Origin of the sequence: Planomicrobium sp. CPCC 101079 (assembly GCF_007859275.1) — a bacterium.
Classification (GTDB): Bacteria; Bacillota; Bacilli; order Bacillales_A; family Planococcaceae; genus Planococcus.
In genome coordinates this window covers 26,110-41,811 of sequence record NZ_VOHC01000013.1, presented here as the reverse complement: position 1 = coordinate 41,811, position 15,702 = coordinate 26,110, and the positions used below count along the sequence as shown (strand labels likewise).

Below are 15,702 nucleotides of genomic sequence, written 5' to 3'. Positions count from 1 at the left end.
AAGATTACATGTATTATTACAACTACATCCGACCGTTCCAAAAATTAAACTGCCACTCTCCGGTTGAATACCGGACAATGGCAGTCTAGGTGTTTTTTCTTGTGTCTCAAATTAACGGGTCAGTCCACATTCGCAGATGGGATTTTTTATTTTCCTCCAGATTGTAAGTTGATGCCCTGGATGAAATATTTTTGGAAAACGAAGAACAGCAAGATGACTGGCAACAGCACAATAAGCGAGCCGGCCATCAAATAATTCCACTGAGTGCTGAGTTGCCCCTTGAATACCTGCAAACCAATCTGCAGTGTATACAAGTTTTCGTCGTTCAAATACAATAGCGGCCCAAGGAAATCGTTCCACGCGCCATTAAATGAGAAGATAGCGACAGTGGCGATTGCCGGCTTGGTTAACGGCAAACCGATTTTCCACCAAATATAGAAATGGTTGGCACCTTCCATTTTCGCTGCTTCAATCAATTCGGTAGGAATTGTCATATAAAATTGGCGAAGCAGGAAGATGTTGAAGGCGCTGCCGAAAAAGGCTGGCACAAACAAAGGGTAATAAGTATTGATCCAGTTCAATTTGGCAAAAAGAACATATTGCGGAATCAGTGTGACAAATCCTGGAATCATCATGGTAGCCAAGACAATTGCAAACAATATATTTTTGCCTTTGAACGGAATCTTCGCAAATCCGTAAGCGATAAACGAATTTGACAATACATTGCCGATAACGACAAGAATGGTGATGGTCAGTGTGTTAATTGTATAGCGTGTAAAAGGAGCTGCTTCCCACGTCCGTAAATAGTTGCTGAACAACCAATCCTCCGGCCAAAAAGATGGAGGGAACGACATTACTTCTGCCATCGTTTTAAGGGACGTGGAAACCATCCACCATAAAGGAGAAAGGATTAGCAAGCCGCCTATTGCAAGCAGGAAAAAATTGATGACCGTCAAAAAGTTTTTCCTGTTTCCGCGATGCTCCAAGAAACTGGGGTTTTCATTCGTCTTGCCGATGCTTTTTAGGCTGTCGGCACTGTCCAGGTAATCCGTCTCTTCTGTTGTTTTATCCATTTATTTCTCCTCCCCTTCGTAATGAACCCAACGAGGAGCGAGCTTCAAATTGATGATGGTCAGGAAGAACACAATGACGAATAAAATCCACGACATGGCCATGGCATAGCCCATGTTAAAGTTTGTAAAGGCTTGTTTCCACATATACAGATTATAGAACAGCAAAGAATTTGCCGGGCCGCCTTCACCATTATTGGACATGACATAGGCTTCCTGAAAAATCTGGAACCCGCCGATGAGGCTCGTCACCACGTCAAAGAAAATGACAGGTGTAATCATCGGGATCGTGATATGGAAGAACTTTCTCCATGTATTTGCGCCGTCTATTTCCGCGGCTTCATAAAGATTTTTGGAAACGCCCTGCATGCTCGCCAAATACAAAAGCATCGAACCGCCGACACTCCAAAGCTTCATGAAAATCAACGAGGGCTTCGTCCAGTCCGGATCAAACAGCCAATTGGGCCCGTCGATGCCGAACCAGCTCAACACCAAGTTAACCATCCCGGTACCTGGGTCGAGAAGCTGCATCCAAAGCATATATACTCCGACGCCAGACAAGACTGCCGGCAAATAATACAAAGTCCGGAAAAAGCGGATGCCCGGAATATCCTGATTCAATAAAGCGGACAGGAAAATGGCGCCAAGAGTTGTCAGTGGCACCGAAAATGCCACAAAATACAAGGTGTTCCAGAGCGAGGTCCAAAAAAGGCTGTCCTCCGTGAAGAGCCCTTGATAGTTTTCTCCGCCGACAAAGTCCATCTGTGATGTAATGTTATAGTTTGTGAAACTCGCCGCAAAGGAAAATACCAAAGGTCCCGCGGTGAAAGCGAGAAATCCAATGATCCATGGCAATACGAAAATATAGCCGTAGATGCTTTCCTTGCGCCGCATGGTCAGTCTTTTTTTCCCCAAAATGGTTCCCCCTCGCTTACTGGTTTTTCTTGATTAAGTTCTCGACATCTGTCTGTGATTTCTCTAATGCCTCTTTTGCTGTCATAGAACCGAGGAAGAATTCATCCATGTTCGGGTTGATGAAACTGCTGAAGTCAGGTGCGATTACCGGAACCGGCGTCAATAGCGTATGTTCCATGTTCTCAACGGCTTTCTGGTAAACCATTGTGCCATCTTCCGTGAATTCTGTTGATTCGGCAGCCGATTCAGCCGCTTCAATGTTCGCGACATTGTCAAAGTTCTGGACAGCCCAATAGGTCTGTGCTTCAACGTCAGTCAAGTATTTGATGAATTCCCAAGATGCTTCAGGGTTTTTGGCGCCAGCAGGAATTTCTGCTACGAAACCGCCGCCCCAACTTGTGTGGCCATTCCCTTCTTCGTATTCAGGAAGTTCTACCACTCCGAAATTCAAATCTTGTGCATAGTCGCGGATTTGGGTGTAGAAAGTCGGCTGTTGGACGATCATTGCCAAATCTCCGCTAAAGAATGGGTGCCCTTGTTGGCTGTCGATCTGTGCTTGATAAGAGTTGATCACATCTTCGCCATAACGATCTTTGAAAGACTTCAGCCAATTTAAAACCTCTTCATTTTTGGCTGTATCAATTTGGAAATTATTTTGCTCGTCAAAATAGTTCTGGCCATTTGCGTTCAAGAGCCAAACATCATATCCGACTCCCCATAGCGGATAAAAACCGATGCGGTCATAATTATCACCGGATTTCTTGTCCAATTTTGCTGCATACTCTTCAAGTTCAGCCCAAGTTGTCGGCGGATTTTCAGGATCTAGGCCGACTTCTTCAAAAGCGTCTTTATTGTAGAATAAAACCCGCGTATCGGTATTGAATGGAACTCCGTAAGAGTCGCCTTCGTAAAGAGTCGCATCCCAAAGTTCAGGGTAAAAGCGGTTTGAAATGTCATCTTGCTCCAAGAATTGAGACAAGTTCATCGCTTGCTCTTTTTGTCCGCGAAGTGCAGTCGCGTTGATATCGTTGATCACGACATCAGGCGGATCGCCGGCAGCAATTGCCGCAAGTTCTTTAGTCCAAATATCGCCAAATGGCAAATATGTGTGTTTCACTTCAATTTCGTCTTGTGATTCGTTAAAATCTGCAATCATTTTCTCGATGATTGGGCGGCGGATTTCTGAGCCCCAGAACGTCCAAAAATCGATGACGGTTTTACCTTCTGTATTTTCTTCTTTGTTCGCTTCTTCATTGTTGCTGCTTGTCTGGAAACCGGCACAACCGCTTAAAAATAAAACCAAGGCGGCCAGTACAAAGATAAAGCTGCGCGTTTTGTTCATTTTTCTTCACTCCTCCTGTAGTTGTGGTAGTTTAAAAAGGAAGTCAGGTTATTACTTCGACAGTCGAAGTGATTTACAAAAAATCTTTGACCCTCGAAGTAATTAACCTATATTACTGGACTTTAAACCTTTTCTCCTCTATAAATTTAGAGAAGGTGGATAATAAATTCCAGCTTCTACTTCTTTAGGAGAAGTATAGCTTAACTTCTCTTACTTTTCCATGGTCATATTTGTAATTTACAGAAAACTATCTATAATTAAACAAAAAGAATGGGGGAAGCAAAATGGCAGAGATTAAGATTGAACACTTGAAGAAAACATACGACAACGGTGCTATTGCAGTGAAAGATTTTAATCTTCACATTAAAGACGGTGAATTTATCGTCTTTGTTGGCCCTTCTGGGTGCGGGAAATCGACAACGCTGCGTATGATTGCGGGGCTTGAAGAAATCACGGACGGCGAATTCTACATAAACGGCAAACTGATGAACGAAGTCCAGCCAAAAGAGCGGGACATTGCCATGGTATTTCAAAATTATGCTCTCTATCCACATATGTCGGTTTTTGAAAACATTGCGTTTGGTTTGAAGCTGCGTAAAGTGAAAAAGCAGGAGATTAAGAAAAAAGTAGAAGCTGCAGCAGATATCCTTGGCCTGCAGCCTTACTTGGATAAAAAGCCGAAAGTTCTATCAGGCGGCCAGCGCCAGCGGGTAGCTCTTGGGCGCGCCATTGTCCGGGATGCGCAAGTCTTTTTGATGGATGAGCCGTTATCAAATTTGGATGCTAAGTTGCGGGTGCAGATGCGGGCGGAAATTGCGAAGCTGCATCAGCGGCTGCAAACAACGACCATTTATGTGACACACGATCAAACGGAAGCCATGACAATGGCCAGCCGCATTGTCGTCATGAAAGATGGCCTTATCCAGCAGGTGGGGACACCTAAGGAAGTCTATGATTTTCCGGCCAACCGATTTGTTGGCAGCTTTATCGGGTCGCCTGCCATGAATTTTTTCGAAGGGACTTTAAAGAACGGGACCTTCACTATTGGAGACCGGACACTGGACATTCCAGCAGAGCAGTTGGACTGGTTGAAAGGCCAAGGTTATGACGGAGCACCGATCACTTTAGGGATCCGGCCAGAGCACATCCATGTAAACAGTGAAGATCTCTCCGGAGTTCCAACAAGCGAATTTGATGCAACAATTACTGTGTCCGAACTTACTGGGGCCGAAACTATTTTGTATGCTCTCTACGCGGACCAGGAGTTTGTGGCACGTGTGGAAGCTGATTCAAAAATCAGCCCGGGCGATACAGTGCGGCTTGCTTTTGATATGTCCCATGTCCATTTCTTTGACCCGAAAAATGGGGAACGCATCAAAGAGCCGATTGCAAAATCAGTTGTTGAAGTTTCTTGAACTGTGATATAGTGGCTACGAAAACTAAATATTAAACACCACTAGGGGAGCCGGATATCGGCTGAGACGGGCATAAGCCCGGACCCTTTGAACCTGATCTGGATCATACCAGCGGAGGGAAGTGGCGAACGCATGCAAATTTCTCTTTTCTATGTGCATACACGCCGCTTTCCTTTACTGGGAAGCGGCGTTTTTTATTTGCTGGAAAAAGCGGATGTGGCTGCTCAATTTCAACTTTCATTTCGTAGAGCAGGCATTCGAGCCCGAAAATCGTTTAAAAGGAGATGGAGAAATGTCATTTTGTAAAGAAGTGCGTGAAGAATGCAATGAATTATGGCAAGCAAGTTTTGATCACCCGTTCGTGAAAGGAATTGCCGATGGCACATTGGCACTTGACCGGTTCCGCTTCTATGTGATGCAGGATGCTTATTATTTGACCCATTTTGCGAAAGTGCAGGCAATCGGTGCTGTCAAAGCGGGCGACTTGGAAACGACAAAACGTTTTGCCCATCATGCCGAGCAGACATGTGCCGCCGAAATGGCGCTGCACGAGTCGTTCATGAAATTGCTCGGTGTAACAAAAGAGGACTGGGCGGCATTTGAACCGTCCCCAAGTGCGTATGCATATGTATCCCACATGTATCGTTCCGCAGAAGGTGATCTGGCCGATGTCTTGGCTGCGATTCTGCCTTGCTACTGGCTGTATTATGAAATCGGTGAAAATTTGAAAAATGCAAAGCCTGGCCATCCGATTTACAAACGCTGGATCGAAACATATGGTTCGGAGTGGTTTGGGGAACTTGTTGCTGAACAAATCGAGCGCATGGACAAGCTGGCAGAAGAACTGCCGCAAGCGAGGCGACGAGAACTGAAAAGCCATTTCCGGCGGAGCAGCTATTACGAATGGAACTTCTGGGAGCAGGCTTGGAAAAAAGAAACATGGTCCGTTGAGACTTTTGATAAGGCAGGTGTTTAAAGTGCTAAATGAACTCAAAACACAAAAACCGATTGTCCATTCAATTACCAATCACGTGGTCTCGAACTTTCAAGCGAACGGCTTGCTGGCAATCGGCGCGTCGCCAATCATGGGGGAGGCGCCGGAAGAAGCCGGGGAACTGGCTTCCTTGGCCGGGGCGCTGTCGCTGAATATCGGCACCTTGAATGCTGTTTCTTTGCAAAGTATGCTGATTGCCGGAAAAGCAGCCAACGAAAAAAACATTCCCATCGTCCTGGATCCGGTGGGCGCTGGAGCGACTCCATACAGAGCTAGTGCAGTCGCAAAGATCCTTAGTGAACTGAAGATCACCGTTCTTCGCTGCAATGCCGGCGAACTGGCTGCCATTGCTGGAGCGGATTGGCAAGCCAAAGGCGTGGATGCGGGAGAAGGGCAGGCCGATATTGGTGAACTTGCCCGCCGGCTCGCTGTGAAGCTGGGGATAATTGTCGCTGTTACCGGAGAAGTGGACGTTGTAACGGACGGGAAGCGGTTTGTGGAAATTCCGTTTGGCGATGCCATCATGGCATCGATTACAGGGACTGGCTGTTTGCTGAGTGCGGTGGTGGCCGCGTTTTTGGCGACAAAACCAAGAGACGCGTTCATGGCAACGACGGCGGCCATGCAATATTACGCCATTGCCGGAGAAAGAGCGGCCGCTTACGCGAAATTGCCGGGAACTTTTCAACTGGCTTTTTTGGATGAATTGAGTTCACTCCAGCAAACCGAAATCGAAGAAATTTTAAAAGGAAAGGAAGAAAAGGTATGAGTGCAATCCCTCAAGTACTGACCATTGCAGGATCCGATTCTGGAGGTGGCGCTGGCATTCAAGCGGATATTAAAACTTTTCAGGAACTCGGTGTTTATTCCACTTCAGCCATTACAGCAGTGACGGCGCAGAATACGCTCGGAGTCGATGCGATTTACCCGATGGCCCCTGAAGCGGTGCGCAGCCAGCTGGAGGCGATAGGCAGGGACTTTCAAGTGGCGGCACTGAAGACGGGAATGTTGTTCAGCGCGGAAATTATCGAAGAGGCGGTAAGAAGTATAAAGCAATTTGGCTGGGGCAGAGTCGTCGTCGATCCGGTTATGATTGCAAAAGGCGGAGCCGCCTTGCTGCAGCGGGAAGCTGCGGAAGCGATAAAGGAGCACCTTCTGCCCTTGGCAACCGTCGTAACGCCGAACATTCCGGAAGCTGAAGCTCTCTGTGGAATGGCAATCACTGACGGGGCGTCACGGAGAAAAGCCGCTGAAAAAATCCTGTCGTTTGGAGCGGAATCAGTCGTTATCAAAGGAGGGCACGGTGCAGATCCTCACATAGCGGAAGACTTTTATCTACACTGCTCAGGCGAATCTTTTATCTTCCGCTCTGTCCGGATTGACACAACCCAAACGCATGGGACTGGCTGTACGTTTGCCGCTGCTGTGGCAGCAGAATTGGCGAAAGGGAAAGCGGCGAAGGAAGCGATACATGTAGCGAAACAATTCATTCAGGCGGCGCTCAGTGAAAGCTTGCATATCGGAGCTGGCCATGGCCCGACCAATCACGCAGCTTATAAGGCCGGGATGCAGCAAGGGGGAAGGAGGAATGGCATTGAAATACTGGGGTGAACCATCCATCTATTTTATTATGGGAACCGGAAATGTAAATGAGCGAAATCCTCTGACGGTGCTGGAAGAAGCGCTGTCAGCGGGAATCAGTTTTTTTCAGTTGCGGGAAAAAGGCGCGGGGGCTTTGAGTGGCCATGCGCTAAAGAAATTTGCCCAGGATTGCCAACGGCTGTGCAAGGTGTACGGTGTGCCATTTATCATCAATGACAATGTTGCATTGGCTCGTGAAATTGACGCGGACGGCATCCACATTGGACAAGAAGATGAAGATGCCGCCGCTGTGCGCAAGCAAATAGGGCCAGGAAAAATTCTTGGTGTTTCCGTCCATTCAGTGGAGGAAGCGGGGGCGGCCATTGTGGCGGGAGCTGATTATGTGGGAATGGGACCCGTTTTTCCGACCAGCTCGAAAAGCGATGCGAAAAGCCCAGCTGGTGCAGCCGGTATTCTTTCAGTGAAATCCATATATCCCCAATTGCCGATTGTCGGCATCGGCGGAATCACTCCTGAAAACGCAGGACATGTATGGAGTGCCGGCGCGGAAGGCGTGGCGGTGATATCTGCTATAGCTCAAGCGGAAGATGTGGCACTTCAAGTAGGGCTTTTCAAAAATTCCTATAAAAAGGGGGGCGTCAGATGAAAACCCGAAAACTAGTGCTGATAGCGATGTTTGTGGCGATTGCTGTAGCAGGCTCAACCTTTGTCTCATTTCCAGCGGGCCTCGCCCGAGCTTACCCCATCCAACATGCTGTCAATGTCATTTCGGCTGTTCTTTTAGGTCCGGGCCCAGCTCTTCTGATTGCTTTCTTGACTGGAACGGTGAGAGTTTTCACGGGAACCGGTTCATTGCTGGCTTTTCCGGGAGGCATGATTGGCGCCCTGTTTGCAGGTATAATGTATGCAAAGTACGGAAAAGTTTGGTTGGCTGCATTAGGTGAAGTGGCCGGAACGGGAATTATTGCGTCTTTTGTGGCTGTCCCATACGCAAAGTTTTTGATGGGAACAGAGTTTGGTGCCTTTTTCTTTTTTCCTCCTTTTTTAATTTCGAGTGCAAGCGGCGCCTTGCTCGGCACCTTTCTGGTTTCAAGATTGATGAAAGTTAGTGAAAACCGGCTGTTTGAGTAAATTTATTACATTCATCAAGCGAGTGTTTATCCTGCTGGGAATGAGGGGAAACAAAGGAACAAACACTTTTCGAAAGGGAGTTGACATGGAATGGTGAAAATTGCAGTTGAACAACCGTTTACGTCAGTAAAAGATGCGCTTGAAAAGAAAGGCTACAAAGTAGATATGCTCGATCAAAAAGCAGATTCGGTAAGCTACGATTGCGTAGTGGTCCGGGATAAGGAAGATTTAGCGGATTTTCACATGAACGTTCCCTTGGTGGAAGCAAAAGGCCGTACTTTGTATGATATCGTTGAGGAAGTGGAAGAACGCCTCGTACGTTCCGGCAAAATTACTGCGCCTGCAGATCAGGAAAAAGGCGGCATGAGCCCGTTCCTAAAAGGCGCTGCAACTGGCGCAGTCATCGGCGCAGCAGCTGGGCTATTGCTTACGCCAAAAAGCGGCAAGGAAATGCAAGGGACTGTCATGGAAAAAGCGACAGGCACAATAGAGCAAGTTAAAAGCAAAGCAGGTGGCCTCACATCAAAAGATAAAGACAGTGATCAGTCCGGAGGCGGCGGAGGCGGCGTTGCTGAAAAAGTAAAAGGCGTCGTTGGCCAAGCGAAAGAAAAAGGCTCTGGCGTAATGGAAAAAGCAAAAGGTCCGGTGGACAACTTAAAAGCTAAACGCCAAGAGAAAAAAGAAGAAAAAGAGCTGGCCAAGCAGCAAAAAGCGGTTATGAACGAAGTAAAACAAGAACAGAAAGCTCAAAAAGAGCATGAAAAAGCTGAAAAAAAGGCTGAAAAAGAAATTAAAAAAGCTGAAAAAGAAGCAAAACAAGAAAGCGGCAAAATTGAAGTGGTGGAACTTGGAGATGCTTCAGTTGAAAATAACGACACAGGCGGCGTTATTATCAAATCGAAAGATAAGTAACAAAAATAAAGGTGGCCGGAAATCCTGCTTTTCAGCAGGGTTTCCGGCCACCTTTTCTATTGGGGGCAGCTATTCCGCGACAATGTCGTCAACGGCATCATGGGCAACGGGCTCCGGCACACGCGACAAGATGAATAAGCCAATAATAAACAGAATAACTAGGCTGAAAACGCCCATACTGGAATTCCCTGTGATTTGGGAAGTGACTCCGACTAAAAGTGGACCTAATATAGCGGCAAACTTGCCGAAAATATTATAGAAACCAAAAAACTCATTGGAATTTTCTTTTGGCACGAGCTTGCCGAAATAAGAACGGCTCAGTGCTTGAATGCCGCCTTGGCTGGTCGCTACAAGCATTGCTAAAATCCAGAAATCTACAATTGTTTCCAGGAAGAAAGCGTAAATGCACACAATGATATAGATACAAATGCCGACATATAGCATTTTTTTTCCGGTAAAGCGTTCGGACAGCCGGCCGTATAGGATAGCGAATGGAGCAGCAACCACTTGCGTGGCGAATAGGACGATCAATAAGCTGACTGAACTGAGCCCGAGGTCGGTTCCGTAGGCTGTTGACATGGAAATGATGGTTCCTACTCCGTCAATATAAAAGAAGTAGGCGATTAAAAACAAAAACAGTGCACGGTATTGGCGTATTTCCCGCACGGTTTTGCTGAGGCGCTTAAAGCTTTGGCTGATCGGATTCGGTTCACGCTCAATAAAATAACGCTGCTGAACGTGGCGAAACATTGGAATGGAGAACGAAATCCACCAGATTGCAGTAATGCCAAACGCAATTCGGCTCGCATTGATCGTTGAAACCGGTAAAATACCTTGCTGAGAAAGTACAATGATGGCAATCGAAATGATAAAGGGAATCGTCGAACCGATATAGCCCAGCCCATAGCCGAAAGAAGATACGATGTTCATGCGTTTCTCTGTTGTAACATCAACAATGAAGGCATCATAAAAGACGTTGGCCCCTGTAGCGCCAAGAGCTGCGAAAGTATAGCAGACTAAAAGCAGCAGCCAATTATCGCTCGGTACAAAAGCGAGCATCGCCGTCGCTGCAGTTCCCATAAAGAAAAAAGCGGCAAAGAACTTCTTTTTAAGCCCTTGATAGTCTGCAATTGTTCCTAAAATGGGCCCGATTAAAGCCAGGATAAATGTGAAAATGGCAATTGTGTAGCCAAGGTAGGCGGTTGAATCAGACAGGCTGACACCGGCTTCCGTAGCAGCGGATTTATAAAATAACGGAAAAACAGCTGTTGTAATAATAATAGAATAAGCAGAACTTCCCCAGTCGTAAAGCGCCCAACTCTTCTCTTCTTTTGTAAAGTTTTTCATGAGTTCAATCTCCTTAGTCCTAGATAGGTCTATTGTACAAGAAGAAGCGAGGATTGGGTGAACATTCTAAAAATTTACTGAAATTTTACGCTATATAAATTGGCTAATGATTTATAATATCCGATATTCCGCAAAACAGCTGAAAAGCCATGGGCCGAAGTTTTTCAGCCCATGGCTTTGCGACGAAGCGAGCAGCGATGCAGGTGCAATGCAGAAACAATCGTCTTTGCACTGCCCAGAGCGGCCGAAGCGGTACAGACTTCAATTTGAGCGGCGCACTTTCCTCAAGTAAACTAGAAAAAGAACGGGAAAGAAGGTGCACTTTTGAAATTTGTTTCATGGAATGTGAACGGCTTAAGGGCTGTCATGAAAAAAGGCTTTATGGACTTTTTTGAAAAAGTCGATGCTGACGTATTTTGCCTGCAGGAGATCAAGCTGCAGGAAGGGCAGATTGAAATGGAACTGCCGGGATACTTCAAATACTGGAATTATGCCCTTAAAAAAGGCTATTCCGGAACTGCCATTTTTACGAAAAGAGAGCCGATTACTGTACGGTATGGGTTAGGTGTTGAAGAACATGATGCGGAAGGGCGTATCATCACTCTCGAGTTCGACAATTATTTTGTTGTGACGGTATATACGCCAAACTCGCAGCATGGGCTGCTCCGGCTTGATTACCGCTTGAGGTGGGAAGATGCACTCCTTACTTACATAAAAAATTTAGATCAACAAAAACCTGTTATTTTGTGCGGAGATTTGAACGTGGCGCATGAAGAGATTGACTTGAGAAATCCAAAAGCGAACATGAAAAATTCCGGATTTACTCCGGAAGAACGCGGGAAGCTGTCCAGCTTTTTAGAGAGCGGTTTTATCGATACGTTCCGCTATTTTTACCCTGGTGCAACTGGGCGGTATTCTTGGTGGTCTTACCGGTCCGATTGCCGGGCAAAAAACATTGGATGGCGCATTGACTACTTTATCGCATCCCTTAGCCTTGTACCAAATTTAAAAGGCGCAAAAATTCATGCGGAAGTATTAGGTTCCGATCATTGTCCAATTGAATTGGAAATGGCTTTTTGATGAAACAAAACAAATCCCCGGCTTCAGACTCTTATAAAGAGGCTGAAGCCGGGGATTTTTCTTATTTACTGTAGAAGAATTTCGCTGTAATGGAACCGTCTTTGTTTTCGACGATGTCGGTTACGTTAATCCCCGAATCGGCAGGCGTTTTGCTGTTGCCTTTCCAGAAGTAGTAAGAACCTGTATGGACATTGCTGCTGGTTGGCGTAATTTTGCTTCCAGTTTTAAAGAAGTCGCCTGCGTCGCCGCGGTTGGCATTTTTCTCAAGATCATACTTGCCGTCTGCTTGAAGAAGAGACAGTCCATAGTGGGTAACTTTTGTGCCGTCGCTGGCAGTATCAAACTGGTTGTACTGGAAGCGTTTGTTCATCCAGTTTTCCACGTTATTCGGACGGAAACCGGCTGTTTGGTACAAGTTCAAAACGTTTTCATCCACGTGCCATGCCAATAGACCATGAGCATCAGTGCCTTGGCGGTTCAAGCCTTTGTTGAATCCGTCTTGCTGTACGTTTTCGAACAAGAAGTATTCCGTCCCGTTAGAACCTGGAACTTCCATTTTCACGATACCATTATCAGCTGCTGCTTTATTGATAGCCGGCAATGTGATTTCTTTGACACCGCTTTCCGGTTTTACTTCAACCGGAGTAGTCCATCCCAAGAAGATTTTTGAGAATGGGTCGAAGTGAGTCGGTGCATTTCCTGAATAAGCGTTGCCATCAGGATAGCGCATCCAAGATCCGCCAGACATCATTGAATAATTGCCGACGCCTTCAGAAGAGTAAACGGTATCATAAAAGTCAGGCAAGCCAAGCGCATGGCCAAATTCGTGGGCATAAACCCCAGGTTGTGCCGGATATGGACCAGTTTTCGCTGCGTCCGAATAAGTGCCGGTTGCTGCATCGTAACCAGCCACGTTACCGCCGATTCCTGGCTGGATGTTATAGTTGTCGACAACAACGCCGTCATATGTCATATCTTCTATCACTGTTTCGTTAATCCATTGGCTTTGGCTCTTGCCTTCATAAACGTCGGCAGGCTTGCCAGTCTCATAGTATTTTCCGTAGTACAATGCGCTGAGCAAGCTCCATTTGTGTGACCAGAATTGGGCAGGGTCGCTGCTGAATTCTGCTCCTGTGCCTTCATGGACCACAAATACGTTTGGTACTTCGCCATCTACCGCATATTTAGAGAAATCGACTTGCTCGTCAGCCGCTTTTAATAGGTCGCGAACGAATTCGCCTGTATGGGCATCTCCGTTTACATTACCCAATACGTAAGTGCCATCTTCAGCATAAGTGCCTTCTTGATCCAAGTAGTAGGAAGCTCCTTTTGGCAGTTCAACCCAGACAAATTCTGTATTCTCCTTGCGGACAAGGTTAACTTTTCCGTTGCTGGATTCTTTATAGACGTTTTGCATCGTACTGTCCGTCGGAGCCTTTACTCCATTAAATTCAGCGTATTGCTCAAATTGGGGAAGTTCGTATGGATTATATTCGTTTCCAAAAATTAAGTCTTCATAGTAGTGTGCAGGAACTTGTCCAGGCATATCGCCGACCGGCTGATCATCGCCTTTATATTTAGCTAAAAGAACTAAGACGGGAACATCTCCTTGTGTTGAGTTATAAGCAACATGGTTATCACCAGGAGCTTCAAATTTTGTTCCATTGCCGGCTATTTTTTCAACAGGATCTGCTTTTGAAAGGTCGATTCCTAATTTTTTGGCTTTATCCGCCAGTTCCGGTGCAGCCCCCACGTGTTCAGCAGGATTTAAATTGTACTTGCTTGGTTGTTCCGCTGGAGCAGCAGGGGCTCCAGTCCCTGCAAAAATTGCAGCTCCTGCAACTGCAAGCGATAAAAATGAAGTAGATAAGACTTTTAACAAACGTGTCACTCTCCTTAAAAATTATTGTTTTGTAAAATAATATAAATAATTCAGTATATTTTGAATAGGTAATTATGTTCTTTTTGTAAATTTATTAAAGTGTCTTACTTCTTATTGTCTTTACTTTACAAATCTGATTTAATTATTCCTCTCAAATTACCGCTTTAAAGGCAGTTGAAAGAATGCGAATAAAATACCTATTTTCTGCTCTTTATAATTTGATGTTTAAGAAAGAAAGCAACGGGAAAAATAAAATGATAGAAAAATACAGAGGAGGATTCGTATGAGTGAAAACAAGGAAGAAAAGAACTTGAAAATGGGAACGGGCGAAGATGAACAAACGCTGACGACCCGGCAAGGGCATCCTGTAAAAGACAATCAGAATATACGGACCGTTGGAAACCGCGGCCCTGCCACTCTTGAAAACTATCACTTTATTGAAAAAATCTCACATTTTGACCGGGAAGAAATCCCGGAACGAATTGTTCACGCACGGGGTGCCGGTGCATTTGGCTATTTTGAAACTTACGGAAAAGTTGGAGATGAGCCGGTCGAGAAATATACGCGTGCGAAAGTGTTTTCTGGTGCAGGAAAGCAGACGCCGTTATTGGTTCGTTTTTCTACAGTAGCAGGTTCCCGGCATTCTTCTGAAACTGCAAGAGACCCGAGAGGATTTGCGGTTAAAATGTACACGGAAGACGGCAACTGGGACTTAGTCGGAAACAACCTTAAAATCTTCTTTATCCGTGATGCGATGAAATTCCCGGATATGATTCATGCATTTAAAAATGACCCGGTGTCAAACGTTCCGAATCCTGAGCGCATGTTCGACTTTGTTGCGCGAACTCCAGAAGCGACGCATATGATCACGTTCTTGTTCTCGCCATGGGGCATCCCTGCCACTTACCGCCATATGCAAGGGTCTGGCGTAAACACCTATAAATGGGTAAACGATAAAGGCGAAGCAGTTCTCGTCAAGTATCACTGGGAGCCGAAACAGGGCATCCGCAACTTAACGCAGGCAGAAGCCAATGAAATCCAGGCAGAAAATACTGGACATGCTACACAGGATTTGTTTGAATCAATCGAGCGCGGAGATTATCCGGAATGGGAATTATTCGTTCAGATCATGAGCGATGACGAGCATGCGGAACTTGATTTTGATCCGCTGGATGATACGAAATTATGGCCGCAGGACAAATTCCCGTTCCTTCCTGTCGGTAAAATGGTCTTAAACCGCAATCCGGAAAACTATCATGCTGAAATTGAGCAGGCAGCCTTCGGTACAGGGGTCCTTGTAGACGGTTTGGACTTCTCGGACGATAAGATGCTGCAAGGGCGTACGTTCTCGTATTCCGATACGCAGCGCTACCGGGTAGGCGCCAACTACCTGCAATTGCCAGTCAACGCACCGAAAAAACGGGTTGCGACAAACCAGTACGGCGGTCAAATGGACCGTCCGGCAGAACATGTGCCAAATCCGCATATCAATTACGAGCCATCTGTTCTGGGCGGCGTGAAGGAAGCGGAAAAAGTTGCACCGCCTCACGAACCGGCTTACAACGCTAAAGTAGTCAGCCAGCCGATTGACCGTACAAATAATTATGGCCAGGCTGGAGAAACTTACCGCAGCTTTGAAGATTGGGAACGTGAAGAGCTGATTAACAACTTGGGCGATGCGCTGTCTGTATGCGACCCAAGAATCCAGGAAGAAATGATCCATCACTTCACGCAAGCGGACGAAGATTATGGCCGCCGCGTACGTGAAAATATGGAACAGAAGATCAAAGCGATGGAAGAGATGAAAGACAGCGAGCCTAGAGTGTATGGCAAGCCTGCAGCCAATAAAGTGGCGCAAGCTGCTGCTCAAAAAGGCCACGAAGCTGGCCCTTATTAATAAAACCAGAAAACCGGCAAGCCGCCTCGGCTTGCCGGTTTTTTTATTTTTTTCAAACACTTTGCCGTTCTCATCCGTTATCTTAATGACAGAGGCGATAAACTTCAGAAAGTGG

The 15,702-nt window shown here is 46.1% G+C and carries 15 protein-coding genes and 1 riboswitch; of the genes, 10 read left to right on the top strand and 5 right to left on the bottom strand.

Annotated features, from left to right (window positions below; genetic code table 11):
• A partial coding sequence (locus FQV28_RS07410; protein ID WP_146495148.1) for an IS3 family transposase occupies positions 1 to 89 on the top strand: 89 nt, incomplete at its 5' end.
• 57 nt (positions 90 to 146) lie between these two features.
• Here the strand turns inward: FQV28_RS07410 and FQV28_RS07405 are convergent.
• From FQV28_RS07405 to FQV28_RS07395, 3 genes are read right to left on the bottom strand one after another with little or no spacing between them, the layout of a single operon-like run.
• Positions 147 to 1,073 carry a carbohydrate ABC transporter permease gene (locus FQV28_RS07405; protein ID WP_146495144.1) on the bottom strand — a complete coding sequence of 309 codons (927 nt, stop codon included), beginning with the start codon at positions 1,071 to 1,073 and terminating at the stop codon, positions 147 to 149.
• On the bottom strand, positions 1,074 to 1,985 hold the full coding sequence (locus FQV28_RS07400) for a carbohydrate ABC transporter permease (RefSeq protein ID WP_255472843.1): 912 nt from the start codon (positions 1,983 to 1,985) through the stop codon (positions 1,074 to 1,076).
• Positions 1,986 to 2,001: 16 nt separating this feature from the next.
• Complete coding sequence (locus FQV28_RS07395) at positions 2,002 to 3,327, bottom strand: ABC transporter substrate-binding protein (protein ID WP_146495142.1); 1,326 nt, start codon at positions 3,325 to 3,327, stop codon at positions 2,002 to 2,004.
• A 284-nt stretch (positions 3,328 to 3,611) separates the two neighbouring features.
• Between FQV28_RS07395 and FQV28_RS07390 the strand changes: the two genes are divergently transcribed.
• The 7 genes from FQV28_RS07390 to FQV28_RS07360 all read left to right on the top strand — a co-directional run bounded on the left by FQV28_RS07390 (position 3,612) and on the right by FQV28_RS07360 (position 9,381).
• Positions 3,612 to 4,742 (top strand): ABC transporter ATP-binding protein, encoded by a 1,131-nt coding sequence (locus FQV28_RS07390; RefSeq protein WP_146495140.1) that lies wholly within the window; start codon positions 3,612 to 3,614, stop codon positions 4,740 to 4,742.
• 33 nt (positions 4,743 to 4,775) lie between these two features.
• Positions 4,776 to 4,879, top strand: a riboswitch (TPP riboswitch).
• Between the two features lie 155 nt (positions 4,880 to 5,034).
• On the top strand, positions 5,035 to 5,718 hold the full coding sequence (gene tenA, locus FQV28_RS07385) for a thiaminase II (protein WP_146495138.1): 684 nt from the start codon (positions 5,035 to 5,037) through the stop codon (positions 5,716 to 5,718).
• Complete coding sequence (thiM, locus tag FQV28_RS07380) at positions 5,711 to 6,505, top strand: hydroxyethylthiazole kinase (protein WP_255472842.1); 795 nt, start codon at positions 5,711 to 5,713, stop codon at positions 6,503 to 6,505. Before tenA ends, thiM begins: the two co-directional genes overlap by 8 nt.
• Positions 6,502 to 7,347, top strand: a complete 846-nt coding sequence (thiD, locus tag FQV28_RS07375) for a bifunctional hydroxymethylpyrimidine kinase/phosphomethylpyrimidine kinase (RefSeq protein WP_146495134.1) — start codon at positions 6,502 to 6,504, stop codon at positions 7,345 to 7,347. The genes thiM and thiD overlap by 4 nt, the downstream gene beginning before the upstream one ends.
• Positions 7,325 to 7,984: a thiamine phosphate synthase gene (gene thiE / locus FQV28_RS07370; RefSeq protein WP_146495132.1), complete on the top strand. Its 660-nt coding sequence runs from the start codon at positions 7,325 to 7,327 to the stop codon at positions 7,982 to 7,984. The genes thiD and thiE overlap by 23 nt, the downstream gene beginning before the upstream one ends.
• On the top strand, positions 7,981 to 8,469 hold the full coding sequence (gene thiW, locus FQV28_RS07365) for an energy coupling factor transporter S component ThiW (RefSeq protein WP_146495130.1): 489 nt from the start codon (positions 7,981 to 7,983) through the stop codon (positions 8,467 to 8,469). The genes thiE and thiW overlap by 4 nt, the downstream gene beginning before the upstream one ends.
• 90 nt (positions 8,470 to 8,559) lie before the next feature.
• Positions 8,560 to 9,381: a YkuS family protein gene (locus FQV28_RS07360; RefSeq protein WP_146495127.1), complete on the top strand. Its 822-nt coding sequence runs from the start codon at positions 8,560 to 8,562 to the stop codon at positions 9,379 to 9,381.
• Between the two features lie 69 nt (positions 9,382 to 9,450).
• On the opposite strand, the gene FQV28_RS07355 is transcribed toward FQV28_RS07360, so the two are convergent.
• Positions 9,451 to 10,728, bottom strand: coding sequence for an MFS transporter (locus tag FQV28_RS07355; protein ID WP_146495125.1), 1,278 nt, complete (start codon positions 10,726 to 10,728; stop codon positions 9,451 to 9,453).
• 324 nt (positions 10,729 to 11,052) lie between these two features.
• On the opposite strand from FQV28_RS07355, the gene FQV28_RS07350 reads away from it, so the two are divergent.
• On the top strand, positions 11,053 to 11,808 hold the full coding sequence (locus tag FQV28_RS07350; RefSeq protein WP_146495123.1) for an exodeoxyribonuclease III: 756 nt from the start codon (positions 11,053 to 11,055) through the stop codon (positions 11,806 to 11,808).
• A gap of 61 nt (positions 11,809 to 11,869) precedes the next feature.
• Here FQV28_RS07350 and FQV28_RS07345 read toward each other — a convergent pair whose 3' ends face one another.
• The gene (locus FQV28_RS07345) at positions 11,870 to 13,690 is read right to left on the bottom strand and encodes a M6 family metalloprotease domain-containing protein (RefSeq protein WP_146495122.1); all 1,821 of its coding nucleotides are present in this window, start codon (positions 13,688 to 13,690) and stop codon (positions 11,870 to 11,872) included.
• 283 nt (positions 13,691 to 13,973) lie between these two features.
• On the opposite strand from FQV28_RS07345, the gene FQV28_RS07340 reads away from it, so the two are divergent.
• On the top strand, positions 13,974 to 15,587 hold the full coding sequence (locus FQV28_RS07340) for a catalase (RefSeq protein WP_146495120.1): 1,614 nt from the start codon (positions 13,974 to 13,976) through the stop codon (positions 15,585 to 15,587).
• The last annotated feature ends 115 nt before the right edge of the window (positions 15,588 to 15,702 follow it).

Excerpts from the sequence above, each read along its gene's own strand:
- thiD (WP_146495134.1), top strand. The coding sequence starts at position 6,502 with ATGAGTGCAATCCCTCAAGTACTGACCATTGCAGGATCCGATTCTGGA.
- tenA (WP_146495138.1), top strand. The coding sequence starts at position 5,035 with ATGTCATTTTGTAAAGAAGTGCGTGAAGAATGCAATGAATTATGGCAA.
- thiW (WP_146495130.1), top strand. The coding sequence starts at position 7,981 with ATGAAAACCCGAAAACTAGTGCTGATAGCGATGTTTGTGGCGATTGCT.
- FQV28_RS07390 (WP_146495140.1), top strand. The coding sequence starts at position 3,612 with ATGGCAGAGATTAAGATTGAACACTTGAAGAAAACATACGACAACGGT.
- FQV28_RS07340 (WP_146495120.1), top strand. The coding sequence starts at position 13,974 with ATGAGTGAAAACAAGGAAGAAAAGAACTTGAAAATGGGAACGGGCGAA.
- FQV28_RS07395 (WP_146495142.1), bottom strand. The coding sequence starts at position 3,327 with ATGAACAAAACGCGCAGCTTTATCTTTGTACTGGCCGCCTTGGTTTTA.
- thiE (WP_146495132.1), top strand. The coding sequence starts at position 7,325 with ATGGCATTGAAATACTGGGGTGAACCATCCATCTATTTTATTATGGGA.
- FQV28_RS07405 (WP_146495144.1), bottom strand. The coding sequence starts at position 1,073 with ATGGATAAAACAACAGAAGAGACGGATTACCTGGACAGTGCCGACAGC.
- FQV28_RS07355 (WP_146495125.1), bottom strand. The coding sequence starts at position 10,728 with ATGAAAAACTTTACAAAAGAAGAGAAGAGTTGGGCGCTTTACGACTGG.
- FQV28_RS07360 (WP_146495127.1), top strand. The coding sequence starts at position 8,560 with ATGGTGAAAATTGCAGTTGAACAACCGTTTACGTCAGTAAAAGATGCG.